The organism is Enterobacter sp. BWH52 (assembly GCF_001037565.1).
In the GTDB taxonomy this organism is placed as follows: domain Bacteria; phylum Pseudomonadota; class Gammaproteobacteria; order Enterobacterales; family Enterobacteriaceae; genus Enterobacter; species Enterobacter hormaechei_C.
This window is the reverse complement of the sequence record NZ_KQ089854.1, coordinates 4,275,673-4,289,574: the sequence shown is the minus strand read 5'-3', so window position 1 is coordinate 4,289,574 and position 13,902 is coordinate 4,275,673. Positions and strand designations below refer to the sequence as shown.

Annotated in this window: 11 protein-coding genes; 9 read left to right on the top strand and 2 right to left on the bottom strand. The window is 57.4% G+C overall.

Annotation, left to right across the window (positions count from 1 at the left end):
* Positions 1–18 precede the first annotated feature (18 nt).
* Positions 19–1,764 (top strand): gamma-glutamyltransferase, encoded by a 1,746-nt coding sequence (gene ggt, locus SK47_RS20310; RefSeq protein ID WP_003861559.1) that lies wholly within the window; start codon positions 19–21, stop codon positions 1,762–1,764.
* An 87-nt stretch (positions 1,765–1,851) separates the two neighbouring features.
* On the opposite strand, the gene yhhY is transcribed toward ggt, so the two are convergent.
* Positions 1,852–2,340: an N-acetyltransferase gene (gene yhhY, locus SK47_RS20305; RefSeq protein ID WP_003861561.1), complete on the bottom strand. Its 489-nt coding sequence runs from the start codon at positions 2,338–2,340 to the stop codon at positions 1,852–1,854.
* Between the two features lie 258 nt (positions 2,341–2,598).
* Here yhhY and SK47_RS20300 point away from each other — a divergent pair, with 258 nt between their 5' ends.
* From SK47_RS20300 to gntU, 5 genes are all read left to right on the top strand, one after another.
* On the top strand, positions 2,599–3,636 hold the full coding sequence (locus SK47_RS20300) for an oxidoreductase (RefSeq protein WP_003861563.1): 1,038 nt from the start codon (positions 2,599–2,601) through the stop codon (positions 3,634–3,636).
* A 123-nt stretch (positions 3,637–3,759) separates the two neighbouring features.
* The gene (locus SK47_RS20295) at positions 3,760–4,455 is read left to right on the top strand and encodes a pirin family protein (RefSeq protein ID WP_003861565.1); all 696 of its coding nucleotides are present in this window, start codon (positions 3,760–3,762) and stop codon (positions 4,453–4,455) included.
* Between the two features lie 91 nt (positions 4,456–4,546).
* Positions 4,547–5,542: a gluconate operon transcriptional repressor GntR gene (gene gntR / locus SK47_RS20290; RefSeq protein ID WP_003861567.1), complete on the top strand. Its 996-nt coding sequence runs from the start codon at positions 4,547–4,549 to the stop codon at positions 5,540–5,542.
* 126 nt (positions 5,543–5,668) lie between these two features.
* Positions 5,669–6,196: a gluconokinase gene (gene gntK, locus SK47_RS20285; protein WP_003861569.1), complete on the top strand. Its 528-nt coding sequence runs from the start codon at positions 5,669–5,671 to the stop codon at positions 6,194–6,196.
* A 3-nt stretch (positions 6,197–6,199) separates the two neighbouring features.
* Positions 6,200–7,540, top strand: a complete 1,341-nt coding sequence (gene gntU, locus SK47_RS20280; protein WP_003861572.1) for a gluconate transporter — start codon at positions 6,200–6,202, stop codon at positions 7,538–7,540.
* 79 nt (positions 7,541–7,619) lie between these two features.
* Here gntU and yhgN read toward each other — a convergent pair whose 3' ends face one another.
* On the bottom strand, positions 7,620–8,213 hold the full coding sequence (gene yhgN, locus SK47_RS20275; RefSeq protein WP_003861574.1) for an NAAT family transporter YhgN: 594 nt from the start codon (positions 8,211–8,213) through the stop codon (positions 7,620–7,622).
* A 178-nt stretch (positions 8,214–8,391) separates the two neighbouring features.
* On the opposite strand from yhgN, the gene asd reads away from it, so the two are divergent.
* From asd to glgX, 3 genes are all read left to right on the top strand, one after another.
* The gene (asd, locus tag SK47_RS20265; RefSeq protein ID WP_003861575.1) at positions 8,392–9,495 is read left to right on the top strand and encodes an aspartate-semialdehyde dehydrogenase; all 1,104 of its coding nucleotides are present in this window, start codon (positions 8,392–8,394) and stop codon (positions 9,493–9,495) included.
* 239 nt (positions 9,496–9,734) lie between these two features.
* Positions 9,735–11,921: a 1,4-alpha-glucan branching enzyme gene (gene glgB / locus SK47_RS20260; RefSeq protein ID WP_023314968.1), complete on the top strand. Its 2,187-nt coding sequence runs from the start codon at positions 9,735–9,737 to the stop codon at positions 11,919–11,921.
* Complete coding sequence (gene glgX / locus SK47_RS20255) at positions 11,918–13,891, top strand: glycogen debranching protein GlgX (protein WP_003861580.1); 1,974 nt, start codon at positions 11,918–11,920, stop codon at positions 13,889–13,891. Before glgB ends, glgX begins: the two co-directional genes overlap by 4 nt.
* Positions 13,892–13,902: the final 11 nt, after the last annotated feature.

The following is a 13,902-nucleotide window of genomic DNA, read 5'->3' as shown; positions in this document are numbered from 1 at the left end:
TTCACCTGGAGAACAATAATGATGAAACCAACCTTTTTGCGCTGGGTCGCCATCGCTGCGCTGATGGCAGGCGGCACATTTACCGTGGCGGCCAACCCGCCCGCTGCTCCACCGGTCTCTTACGGCGTGGAGGAGGATGTTTTTCACCCCGTGCGGGCGACGCACGGCATGGTGGCCTCGGTTGACGCGCTGGCAACGCAGGTGGGCGTCGATATTCTTAAACAGGGCGGTAACGCGGTGGATGCGGCGGTCGCGGTGGGATATGCGCTGGCGGTGACGCATCCACAGGCGGGGAACCTGGGCGGCGGCGGGTTTATGATGCTGCGCACGAAAGACGGTAAAACCACGGCCATCGACTTCCGTGAGATGGCGCCGAACCAGGCCTCCCGCGATATGTTCCTCGACGATCAGGGTAATCCGGACAGTAAAAAATCCCTGACCTCGCACCTTGCCTCCGGCACGCCGGGTACCGTTGCGGGGTTCTCGCTGGCGCTGGAAAAATACGGCACGCTGCCGCTGAATAAAGTGGTGCAGCCTGCCATCAGGCTGGCGCGCGACGGCTTCGTCGTCAACGACGCGCTGGCGGACGACCTCAAAACCTACGGCAGCGAAGTTATTCCCAATCATGAGAACAGCAAGGCTATCTTCTGGAAAGACGGCGAGCCGCTGAAGAAGGGCGATAAGCTGGTGCAGAAGAACCTCGCAAAAAGTCTCGAACTGATTGCCGAAAACGGTCCGGATGCCTTCTATAAGGGGCCGATTGCCGATCAGATTGCGGATGAGATGCAGAAGAACGGCGGGCTGATCACCAAAGCGGATCTGGCGGAATATAAGGCGGTGGAGCGCGAGCCGATTAGCGGCACCTATCGCGGCTACGAGGTCTTCTCCATGCCGCCGCCGTCTTCCGGGGGCATTCACATCGTGCAGATCCTCAATATTCTGGAAAACTTCGATATGCACAAGTATGGCTTCGGTAGCGCCGATGCCATGCAGGTGATGGCCGAGGCGGAAAAGCGCGCCTACGCTGACCGCTCGGAATACCTCGGCGACCCGGACTTCGTAAAGGTGCCGTGGCAGGCGCTGACCAACAAAGCCTATGCCAAATCGATTGCCGATGAGATCGACATCAACAAGGCTAAACCGTCGAGCGAGATCCGCCCGGGCAAGCTGGCGCCGTATGAAAGTAACCAGACCACCCACTTCTCGGTGGTAGATAAAGACGGTAACGCGGTGGCGGTGACGTACACGCTTAACACCACTTTCGGCACCGGGATTGTGGCGGGCAACAGCGGTATTTTGCTGAACAACGAGATGGATGATTTTTCTGCCAAGCCGGGCGTGCCGAACGTCTACGGCCTGGTCGGCGGCGATGCAAATGCAGTAGGGCCAAAGAAGCGTCCGCTGTCGTCCATGTCGCCCACCATTGTGGTGAAAGACGGCAAAACCTGGCTGGTGACAGGCAGCCCTGGCGGGAGCAGGATTATCACCACCGTACTGCAAATGGTGGTGAACAGCATCGACTTTGGGATGAACGTCGCCGAAGCGACCAATGCGCCGCGTTTCCATCACCAGTGGCTGCCGGACGAGCTGCGCGTGGAGAAGGGCTTTAGCCCGGACACCCTCAAGCTGCTTGAGCAGCGCGGGCAGAAGGTGGCGGTGAAGGAGGCGATGGGCAGCACCCAGAGCATTATGGTCGGACCGGATGGCGCGCTGTTTGGCGCGTCGGACCCGCGTTCGGTGGATGATTTAACGGCGGGGTATTGATTTTGTTGCCCGGTGGCGCTGCGCTTACCGGGCCTACAACGGCACGGACGTAGGCCGGGTAAGGCGAAGCCGCCACCCGGCAACTCATTACTTCATCCTCGCCATATAATACGCATCCACATACTCGCCGTTGCGCAGGGCATAGCGCCTGCCGGTGCCTTCAATCTCAAACCCGTGCTTTTTGTACACCGCGATTGCCGGTTCGTTATCCACAAACACCGTTAACTCGATGCGGTCGACGCGCAGCCAGTTGTCGCACATATCGATCATGGTGCGAATCAGCGCGCTGGCCACGCCGCGGTTATGCCACTCTGCGCCAACGCATATACCGAAATCGGCAACGTGGCTGCGGCGTGGTCGCTGGGCGACATCAATGGTGAGGTGGCCGACCACGATATCATCAATGCAGGCAACCAGCTGTTTAATGCCCGGCTGTTCGCCTAGCCGCATTTGCCACATTTCCATTGAAGGATGAGGAACCTGTAGCGTGTTGTGGTACACCTCCGGCTGGGCGTGGATCTGACGAATGGCGTCGTAATCTTTCGGTTCAGCGTGGCGTATCACTATCTCACTCATTCCTTGTTCCTCAGTCAGTTAAAAGTCCCCTCCAACATCAGTGACTTTAAAAGTTGAGTCAATCGCTATTTTTTGCAAAAAGTGTTGGACAAGTGCGAATGAGAATGATTATTATTGCTCTGCGTTCAGGAAGACCTCCTACGGGAACCTGAAAGCACGACATTGCTCACATTGCTTCCAGTATTACTTTAGCCAGCTTTTAGCTGGCTTTTTTTTTGTTATGGTTAGACTCAGCAACCTTCGAAAAAGGACTGAGCCATGACACTACACTGCGCATTTATTGGATTTGGCAAAAGCACCACGCGTTACCACCTTCCGTATGTTCTCAACCGTAAAGAGACCTGGCACGTCGCTCATATCTACCGCCGCAGCGCGAAGCCGGAAGAACAGTCTCCGCAGTATTCCCATATTCATTTCACCAGCGATCTTGATGAAGTGTTAAATGATCCGCAGGTGAAGCTGGTGGTGGTCTGTACCCACGCCGACAGCCACTTTGACTACGCGAAACGCGCGCTGGAAGCAGGTAAAAACGTGCTGGTGGAAAAACCGTTCACTCCGACCATCGCCGAAGCGAAGGAACTCTTTGCGCTGGCGAAAAGCAAAGGCCTGACCGTCACGCCGTACCAGAACCGACGCTTTGACAGCTGCTTCCTGACGGCGAAAAAGGCGATTGAGAGCGGCAAACTCGGCGAGATCGTGGAAATCGAAAGCCACTTCGATTACTACCGCCCGGTGGCGGAAACCCAGCCCGGACTGCCGCAGGACGGGTCGTTCTACGGTCTGGGCGTGCACACCATGGACCAGATTATTTCCCTGTTTGGCCGCCCGGACCACGTGGCGTATGACATCCGCAGCCTGCGCAATAAGGCCAACCCGGACGATACCTTTGAAGCACAGCTGTTCTACGGCGATCTCAAAGCCATCGTGAAAACCAGCCATCTGGTGAAAATCGACTACCCGAAATTTATCGTTCACGGCAAGAAAGGCTCCTTTATCAAGTACGGCATTGACCAGCAGGAGACCAGCCTGAAGGCCAATATCATGCCGGGTGAACCGGGCTTTGCGGCAGATGATTCCGTGGGCGTGCTGGAGTACGTGAACGACGAGGGCGTGACGGTCAGGGAAGAGCTGAAGCCGGAAACGGGCGACTATGGACGCGTCTATGATGCGCTGTTTGAGACCCTCACAAACGGCACGGCGAATTACGTCAAGGAATCTGACGTTCTGACCAACCTGGAAATCCTCGAACGGGCCTTCGAACAGGCTTCTCCTGCCACGGTAACCCTCGCGAAATAAGCAAAAACGGCTCCTCTGCGCTTGTTCACAATTTTTGAACAGAGGAGTCAATTTTCACCCTCTATGATCCCAGGGCGTTTGCGTCCACACTTACTCCATCGAAACGAACTGAGGGTGAAAACAATGATCTACTTACGCAAAGCAAACGAACGTGGTCACGCGAATCATGGCTGGCTGGACTCATGGCATTCATTCTCGTTTGCCGACTACTACGACCCGAACTTCATGGGCTTCTCCGCACTGCGCGTGATTAACGATGACGTGATTGATGCAGGCCAGGGCTTCGGTACCCACCCGCACAAAGACATGGAAATCCTGACCTATGTGCTGGAAGGGGCGGTTGAGCACCAGGACAGCATGGGCAACAAAGAGCAGGTTCCGGCGGGCGAGTTCCAGATTATGAGCGCGGGGACCGGGGTGCGTCACTCTGAGTACAACCCGAGCAAAACGGAAAAACTGCACCTGTATCAAATCTGGATCATTCCAGAAGAGACCGGCATCACGCCACGCTACGAGCAGCGCCGCTTCGACGCGAAACAGGGCAAACAGCTGGTGCTCTCGCCGGATGCGCGTGAAGGTTCCCTGAAAGTGCATCAGGATATGGAGCTGTACCGCTGGGCGCTGGCGAAAGATGAACAGTCTGTGCACCAGATCGCCGCCAACCGCCGCGTGTGGATCCAGGTGGTGAAAGGGGAGGTGTCCATCAATGGCACCAAAGCGACAACCGCCGATGGTCTGGCCGTCTGGGATGAGCAGGCGCTCTCCGTGCATGCCGACAGCGAAAGTGAAATTCTGCTGTTTGACCTGCCGCCGGTCTAAATAATTTCTCAACCTTCCCTTTAAACGGGGAAGGTTGAGCTTTGTCCGTGATAAACTGAGCAAATCTCTCACTTCAAGATTTCTCAGGACGATGAAAAAGAAACGCCCCGTACTTCAGGATGTCGCCGATCGCGTCGGTGTGACCAAAATGACGGTCAGCCGTTTTTTACGTAACCCGGAACAGGTTTCCGTGGCGTTGCGTGGCAAGATTGCCGCCGCCCTTGATGAACTGGGTTATATCCCCAACCGCGCGCCCGATATTCTCTCCAATGCGACCAGCCGTGCGGTGGGTGTCCTGCTTCCTTCCTTAACCAACCAGGTATTCGCCGAAGTGCTGCGTGGCATCGAAAGCGTCACCGATGCGTTTGGCTATCAGACCATGCTCGCCCACTACGGGTACAAGCCGGAACTGGAAGAGGAACGTCTTGAATCGATGCTTTCCTGGAACATCGACGGCCTGATTTTAACGGAACGTACTCACACCCCGCGCACGCTGAAAATGATTGAAGTGGCAGGCATTCCGGTGGTGGAGCTGATGGACAGCCAGTCGCCGTGCCTCGACATCGCCGTGGGGTTCGATAACTTTGAAGCGGCGCGTCAGATGACAGCGGCGATCATCGCCCGCGGTCATCGCCATGTGGCCTATCTGGGTGCGCGTCTGGATGAACGTACTATCATCAAACAGAAGGGATACGAGCAGGCGATGCTCGACGCCGGTTTAACCCCGTACAGCGTGATGGTGGAGCAATCTTCTTCTTACACGTCGGGTATTGAGCTGATGCGTCAGGCGCGACGCGAGTATCCGCAACTGGACGGTATTTTCTGTACCAACGATGACCTTGCGGTCGGCGCGGCGTTTGAGTGCCAGCGTCTGGGTTTAAAAATCCCGGATGATATGGCGATTGCCGGTTTCCACGGCCACGACATTGGCCAGGTGATGGAGCCGCGTCTGGCGAGCGTCCTGACCCCGCGTGAACGCATGGGCCGCATTGGTGCAGAACGCCTGCTGGCGCGCATTCGTGGTGAGGCAGTTACCCCTAAAATGTTAGATTTAGGTTTCACCTTGTCACCGGGTGGATCTATTTAATCCGACAAATTTGAAGTAGCTCACACTTATTCACTTCGCGCACGTTTGGATATTGCTTCTCTTATGCCCCGGCAGGACAATGTTACCGATAACTGTTACCCGTAACAATTGACTGAGGGACACCCTTTGAGCACGACTAATCACGATCACCACGTTTACGTCCTGATGGGCGTGTCCGGTAGCGGTAAATCTGCCGTGGCGAGCGAAGTGGCGCATCAACTCCAGGCTGCGTTTCTTGATGGTGACTTCCTCCATCCGCGTAGCAACATCATGAAAATGGCTTCCGGCGAGCCGCTGAACGACGACGACCGCAAACCGTGGTTGCAGGCGCTGAATGACGCCGCGTTCGCGATGCAGCGCACCAATAAAGTCTCCCTGATCGTCTGTTCCGCGCTGAAAAAAACCTATCGCGACCTGCTGCGCGACGGCAACCCGAACCTCTCTTTCATCTACCTGAAAGGCGATTTCGGGGTGATTGAAAGCCGCCTGAAGGCGCGTAAAGGCCACTTCTTCAAAACCCAGATGCTGGTAACGCAGTTCGAAGCGTTGCAGGAGCCGGGTGCTGACGAGCAGGATGTCTTAGTGGTTGATATCGATCAGCCGCTGGAAGGTGTTGTTGCCAGCACCATCGAGGTTATTAATAAAAGGCAGTAAGTTTTGAGTACATTAACGCTAGTTTTGACAGCAGTGGGTTCCGTATTGCTGCTGCTGTTTTTAGTGATGAAGGCACGTATGCACGCCTTCGTTGCTTTGATGGTGGTTTCTATTGGTGCTGGTCTCTTTTCCGGCATGCCGCTCGACAAAATCGCGGCGACGATGGAAAAAGGGATGGGCGGCACGCTCGGCTTCCTGGCCATTGTGGTGGCACTGGGCGCGATGTTTGGCAAGATTTTGCACGAGACGGGCGCGGTCGATCAGATTGCGGTCAAGATGCTGAAATCCTTCGGGCACAGCCGTGCGCACTACGCGATTGGTCTGGCCGGTCTGATTTGCGCGCTGCCGCTGTTCTTTGAAGTGGCCGTTGTGCTGCTGATAAGCGTCGCATTCTCCATGGCGCGCCATACCGGTACTAACCTCGTGAAGCTGGTCATTCCGCTGTTTGCGGGCGTGGCGGCGGCGGCGGCGTTCCTGCTGCCGGGGCCTGCGCCGATGCTGCTGGCCTCCCAGATGCATGCTGACTTTGGCTGGATGATCCTGATTGGCCTGTGTGCGGCGATACCGGGGATGATTATCGCCGGTCCGCTGTGGGGAAACTTTATCAGCCGTTACGTTGAGCTGCACATTCCGGACGACATCACCGAGCCGCACCTGGGCGAGGGTAAAATGCCGTCCTTCGGCTTCAGTCTGTCGCTGATCCTGCTGCCGCTGGTGCTGGTGGGCCTGAAAACCATCGCTGCACGCTTTGTGCCGGTGGGGTCAACCGCTTACGAATGGTTCGAATTTATTGGTCATCCGTTCACTGCGATTCTGGTGGCGTGTCTGGTCGCGATTTACGGCCTGGCAATGCGTCAGGGCATGCCGAAAGACCGCGTGATGGAGATCTGTGGTGCCGCGCTGCAACCGGCGGGGATTATCCTGCTGGTGATCGGGGCGGGCGGCGTGTTCAAGCAGGTGCTGGTGGATTCCGGCGTTGGCCCGGCGCTGGGCGAAGCGCTGACCGGAATGGGCCTGCCGATTGCGGTCACCTGCTTTGTGCTGGCCGCGGCGGTGCGTATCATTCAGGGCTCCGCGACCGTGGCGTGCTTAACCGCCGTGGGTCTGGTAATGCCGGTGATTGAACAGCTGAACTACTCCGGCGCGCAGATGGCGGCGCTCTCTATCTGTATCGCGGGTGGTTCGATTGTGGTGTCTCACGTGAACGATGCAGGCTTCTGGCTGTTCGGTAAATTTACCGGCGCAACCGAAGCGCAAACCCTGAAAACCTGGACGCTGATGGAAACCATCCTCGGCACGACGGGTGCGGTTGTCGGGATGATTGCGTTTACGCTGCTGAGCTAATCCCGGTTTTCTCCCTCTCCCACGGGGAGAGGGAGCAAACACTAATAACGGCAATCAAGGATTGCCGTTTTGCTTTTACCTATCCTTTCATCCACGCTCGGATCCCGTCCAGGAACATCTGCGTTGCCATCATCACCAGAATCAGCCCCATCAGGCGCTCCAGCGCGTTCACCCCTTTCTCACCCAGCAGGCGCAGGAACAGCGACGACTGCAACAGGATAATAAACGTCCCGCCCCAGGCGATCAGCAGGGCAATCACCAGATGGCTCATCTGATTCGGATACTGATGCGACAGCAGCATCAGCGTGGCCAGAATCGTTGGCCCGGCGACCAGCGGAATCGCCAGCGGCACGATAAACGGCTCTTCACCCGCAGGCAGGCCGCTGCTGCTGCCCTCCGCGCTCGGGAAAATCATCTTAATGGCAATCAGGAACAAAATGATCCCGCCGGAAATGGAGACCGTTTCGGCGCGTAAGTTCAGGAAAGCGAGAATTTTTTCACCGGCGAACAGGAAGATAAACATCACCAGCAGGGCGATGAGCAGCTCGCGGATCATGATCGCCCGACGGCGCTTCGGCTCGGTGTGCTTCAGCACCGACATGAAGATCGGCAGATTACCGAGCGGATCCATAATCAGGATCAATAAAACCGCTGCGGAAATGATTTCACTCATCTTAAATTATCCCTGATACTTATTGTGGTCATTGCGATGATTAGCACTTTTTCTGATTGCCGGGCAATCATCGATTAATTTCGCTTGCGACTTTGGCAGCATTTTGTAATGTGAAGCATATCCCAGTTCAATACTGGCTTGCACAATCAGCACACACCCCTTGCAGGAAAAAAATGCTATGAAAAACGTTGGTTTTATCGGCTGGCGCGGTATGGTCGGCTCTGTACTCATGCAACGCATGGTTGAAGAGCGCGATTTCGACGCCATCCGCCCGGTCTTCTTCTCCACTTCCCAGCTCGGCCAGGCTGCACCGTCCTTTGGGGGTACCACAGGCACGTTGCAGGATGCTTACGACCTGGAGGCGCTGAAGGCACTCGACATTATTGTGACCTGCCAGGGCGGCGATTATACCAACGAAATCTATCCGAAGCTGCGTGAAAGCGGCTGGCAGGGCTACTGGATTGACGCGGCCTCTTCGCTTCGCATGAAAGACGATGCCATCATTATTCTCGACCCGGTTAACCAGGGCGTCATCACCGACGGCCTGAACAACGGCGTGAAAACCTTTGTTGGCGGTAACTGCACCGTCAGCCTGATGCTGATGTCTCTCGGCGGTCTGTTCGCACAGGATCTGGTGGAGTGGGTCTCCGTGGCGACCTACCAGGCGGCGTCCGGCGGTGGCGCGCGTCATATGCGCGAGCTGCTGACCCAGATGGGCCAGCTGCACCAGAGCGTCGCTGCCGAGCTGGCAGACCCGGCGTCCGCGATCCTCGATATCGAGCGTAAAGTCACTCAGCTCACCCGCAGCGGCGAGCTGCCGGTGGATAACTTCGGCGTACCGCTGGCCGGCGGCCTGATCCCGTGGATAGACAAACAGCTGGATAACGGCCAGACCCGCGAAGAGTGGAAGGGCCAGGCTGAGACCAACAAAATCCTCGGCACCGCGAACACCATTCCGGTTGACGGTCTGTGCGTGCGTATCGGCGCGCTGCGCTGCCACAGCCAGGCCTTCACCATTAAACTGAAAAAAGATGTGTCTATTCCGACCGTGGAAGAGCTGCTGGCCGCGCATAACCCGTGGGCGAAAGTGGTGCCAAACGATCGCGATATCACCATGCGCGAACTGACCCCGGCAGCCGTCACCGGCACGCTGACCACCCCGGTTGGCCGCCTGCGCAAGCTGAACATGGGGCCGGAGTACCTCTCCGCGTTCACCGTTGGCGACCAGCTTCTGTGGGGTGCTGCCGAGCCGCTGCGCCGCATGCTGCGCCAGCTGGCGTAATAATTTGTTAAACACGGGGGGTGATTGTCACCCCCTTTTTTTGCGTACTACATGGAGTAAAACGCAGATGTCTTATTTTTTATCAGGAGGACCCACGACGTTGGCTATGCTTTAAGGAAGATTTATTTCTCACCTGAGGGTAGGGCGGAGCAGAGAGGATTAACTGCACCGTTTAGGTCACATTAAAAGTCGTCCCGGAGCGCGTAAAAAGGGCGACATAAAAAAACAGGATGAATACCATGTCCGATCGTATTTCGAGAGACGTGATTAATGCGCTTATTGCGGGTCACTTTGCCGACCCCTTTTCTGTGCTAGGGATGCACCGTACAGAGGCCGGACTGGAAGTTCGTGCGCTGTTACCGGATGCAACAGAAGTGTGGGTTATCGAACCCAAAACCGGCCGCAAGGTGGGTAATCTGGAATGCCTCGACTCGCGTGGCTTCTTCTCGGGCGTCATGCCCCGCCGTAAAAATCCTTTTCGTTATCAGCTTGCCGTTATCTGGCACGGTCAGCAAAACCTGATTGACGATCCCTATAGCTTCGGCCCGCTTTTAAAAGAGATGGACGCCTGGCTGCTGTCCGAAGGGACCCATTTACGCCCTTACGAAACGCTGGGTGCCCATGCGGATACCATGGACGGTATCACCGGCACGCGTTTTGCCGTATGGGCGCCAAACGCCCAGCGCGTCTCCGTTGTCGGGCAGTTCAACTACTGGGACGGTCGTCGTCACCCCATGCGCCTGCGCCGGGAAACCGGCATCTGGGAGCTGTTTATCCCCGGCGCGCACAACGGTCAGCTCTACAAATTCGAGATGATCGATGCCAACGGCAAGCTGCGCATTAAATCTGACCCGTACGCCTTTGAGGCCGAACTGCGCCCGAATACCGCCTCGCTGATTTGCGGCCTGCCGGAGAAGGTTGTCCAGACGGAAGAGCGCAAGCAGGCTAACCGCTTTGATGCGCCGATCTCCGTCTATGAAGTGCATCTCGGCTCGTGGCGTCGCCACACCGATAACAACTTCTGGCTGAGCTATCGCGAGCTGGCGGACCAGCTGGTGCCGTACGCCAAATGGATGGGCTTTACGCACCTGGAACTGCTGCCGATCAACGAGCACCCGTTCGACGGCAGCTGGGGCTATCAGCCAACCGGGCTGTATGCGCCTACGCGCCGCTTTGGTACGCGCGATGACTTCCGCTATTTCATCGATGCCGCGCACGCCGCCGGGCTGAACGTCATCCTCGACTGGGTGCCGGGCCACTTCCCGTCGGATGATTTTGCGCTGGCAGAGTTCGACGGCACAAAGCTTTACGAGCACAGCGACCCGCGCGAAGGCTATCACCAGGACTGGAACACGCTGATCTACAACTACGGTCGCCGTGAAGTATCGAACTACCTGGTCGGGAACGCGCTGTACTGGATCGAGCGTTTCGGCATTGATGCCCTGCGCGTCGATGCGGTGGCGTCGATGATTTACCGCGACTACAGCCGCAAAGAGGGTGAGTGGATCCCGAACGAGTATGGCGGGCGTGAAAACCTCGAAGCGATTGAGTTTCTGCGCAACACCAACCGCATCATCGGGGAGCAGGTGGAAGGTGCCGTGACCATGGCGGAAGAGTCCACCGACTTCCCGGGCGTTTCCCGTCCACCGTCAATGGGCGGACTGGGCTTCTGGTACAAGTGGAACCTCGGCTGGATGCACGACACGCTCGACTACATGAAGCTCGACCCGGTTTATCGTCAGTATCACCACGATAAGCTCACTTTCGGGCTGCTCTACAACTACACCGAAAACTTCATGCTGCCGCTGTCGCACGATGAAGTGGTGCACGGCAAGAAATCCATTCTCGACCGCATGCCGGGGGACGCGTGGCAGAAGTTTGCCAACCTGCGCGCCTACTACGGCTGGATGTTCGCCTTCCCGGGCAAAAAGCTGCTGTTTATGGGCAACGAATTTGCGCAGGGGCGCGAATGGAACCACGATACCAGCCTTGACTGGCATCTGCTGGAAGGCGCGGACAACTGGCACCACGGCGTACAGCGTCTGGTCCGTGACCTGAACCTGACCTATCGCCACCACAAAGCGCTGCACGAGCTGGACTTTGATCCGTACGGCTTTGAGTGGCTGGTGGTGGACGACCACGAGCGCTCGGTGTTTGTCTTTGCGCGCCGCGACAAGGCGGGTAACGAGATCATCGTCGCCAGCAACTTCACGCCAGTGCCGCGTGAACACTACCGCTTCGGCATTAACCAGCCGGGCAAATGGCGCGAAATTCTCAATACCGACTCCATGCACTACCACGGCAGCAATGCGGGTAACGGCGGGCTGGTGCAGAGCGATGCCATTGAAAGCCATGGCCGTCCGAACTCCCTGAGCCTGACGCTGCCGCCGCTTGGCACAATCTGGCTGGTGCGGGAGGGAGAATGACGCAGCTTACGGCAGGTAAACCCGAACCGCTCGGGGCGAGTTTTGACGGAAAGGGGGTGAACTTCACGCTCTTTTCCGCCCATGCGGAGCGGGTGGAACTCTGTGTGTTTGACGGGGAAGGTAACGAGCACCGTTACGATTTACCGGCGCGCACGGGGGATACCTGGCATGGCTACCTGGCCGGAGGACGGCCGGGGATGCACTACGGTTTTCGCGTACACGGCCCCTGGGAGCCCTCTCAGGGGCACTGGTTTAACCCGGCGAAGCTGCTGATTGACCCTTGTGCGCACCGGGTGGACGGTGAGTTTAAAGATGACCCGCTGTTCCACGTTGGCTACGGCGAACCTGACCACCGCGACAGTGCGCCCGTCGCGCCCAAAAGCGTGGTGGTGCACGATCTCTACGACTGGGAAGACGATGCCCCGCCGCGTACGCCTTGGGGCAACACCGTTATTTATGAAGCCCACGTCAAAGGGCTGACGTATCTGCACCCGTCAATTCCCAAAGAGATGCGCGGCACCTACAAAGCGCTTGGGCATCCGACGATGGTCGCGTACCTGAAGCACTTAGGGATCACCGCGCTGGAGCTGTTGCCCGTGGCGCATTTCGCCAGCGAGCCGCGGCTACAGCGTCTCGGGTTAAGCAACTACTGGGGCTACAACCCGCTGGCGTTGTTCGCCCTCGATCCGCGTTATGCGGTGAATCCTGAGAAGGCGCGGGATGAGTTTCGCGATGCGGTGAAAGCGCTTCACGCGGCGGGTATCGAAGTCATTCTGGACGTGGTGTTGAACCACAGTGCGGAAAGCGATCTTGACGGCCCGACGCTCTCACAGCGCGGAATCGATAACCGTAGCTATTATTGGATCAGGGACGACGGCGATTACGAGAACTGGACCGGGTGCGGTAACACCCTCAACCTCAGTCATCCGGCCGTTACGCATTACGCGTACGAGTGCCTGAAATACTGGGTTGAGACGTTCCACGTTGACGGTTTTCGCTTCGACCTGGCGCCAGTGATGGGGCGCACCCCGGCGTTCAGCCAGCAGGCGCCGCTGTTTGAGGCCATCAAAAACTGCCCGGTGCTTTCAAAGGTGAAGCTGATTGCGGAGCCCTGGGACATCGGCGAGGGCGGTTATCAGGTGGGGAACTTCCCGCCGCTGTTTGCCGAGTGGAACGACCACTTCCGCGATGCCGTCCGCCGCTTCTGGCTGACGCGCGATCTGTCGCTGGGGGAGTTTGCCGGTCGCTTTGCCGGCTCCAGCGATCTCTTTAAGCGTGACGGCAAACGTCCGTCGGCCACCATTAACCTGGTGACGGCGCACGACGGTTTTACGCTGCGCGACTGCGTTTGTTTCAATCAGAAACACAATGAGGCAAACGGCGAGGAGAATCGCGATGGGACTAACAATAACCATAGCTTTAACCATGGTATAGAAGGGTTAGGCGGAAGTCTGGATGTGATCGAGCGGCGACGCGCCAGCGTTCATGCGCTGCTGACGACGCTTTTGTTGTCGCAGGGCACGCCGATGCTGCTGGCGGGCGATGAGCACGGCCACAGCCAGCACGGCAACAACAACGCCTATTGCCAGGACAACACCCTGACCTGGCTCGACTGGGGAGAAGCGAACAGCGGGCTGACCCATTTCACCGCGGCGCTGATCCATCTTCGCCAGCGCATCCCCGCGCTCACCGCCGATCGCTGGTGGGAAGAGGGCGACGGCAACGTTCGCTGGCTGAATAAAGACGCGCAACCGTTAAGCGCGCAAGAGTGGCAACACGGCATACCCTGTCTGCAAATCCTGCTTTCGGATGCGTGGCTGGTGACGCTGAACGCGACGGATGACGTCGCAGAGATTGTTTTACCTGACGGGGAGTGGCGAGCCATTCCTCCCTTTGCCGGAGCGGATAATCCGGTTGTTATGGCTGTCTGGCACGGGCCTGCGCACGGAGTGTGCGTATTCCAAAGATGATAAAAAAGGAG

Coding starts and splice junctions, on each gene's coding strand:
- ggt (WP_003861559.1), top strand. CDS start 19: ATGATGAAACCAACCTTTTTGCGCTGGGTCGCCATCGCTGCGCTGATG.
- yhhY (WP_003861561.1), bottom strand. CDS start 2,340: ATGAGTGAGATAGTGATACGCCACGCTGAACCGAAAGATTACGACGCC.
- SK47_RS20300 (WP_003861563.1), top strand. CDS start 2,599: ATGACACTACACTGCGCATTTATTGGATTTGGCAAAAGCACCACGCGT.
- SK47_RS20295 (WP_003861565.1), top strand. CDS start 3,760: ATGATCTACTTACGCAAAGCAAACGAACGTGGTCACGCGAATCATGGC.
- gntR (WP_003861567.1), top strand. CDS start 4,547: ATGAAAAAGAAACGCCCCGTACTTCAGGATGTCGCCGATCGCGTCGGT.
- yhgN (WP_003861574.1), bottom strand. CDS start 8,213: ATGAGTGAAATCATTTCCGCAGCGGTTTTATTGATCCTGATTATGGAT.
- asd (WP_003861575.1), top strand. CDS start 8,392: ATGAAAAACGTTGGTTTTATCGGCTGGCGCGGTATGGTCGGCTCTGTA.
- glgB (WP_023314968.1), top strand. CDS start 9,735: ATGTCCGATCGTATTTCGAGAGACGTGATTAATGCGCTTATTGCGGGT.
- glgX (WP_003861580.1), top strand. CDS start 11,918: ATGACGCAGCTTACGGCAGGTAAACCCGAACCGCTCGGGGCGAGTTTT.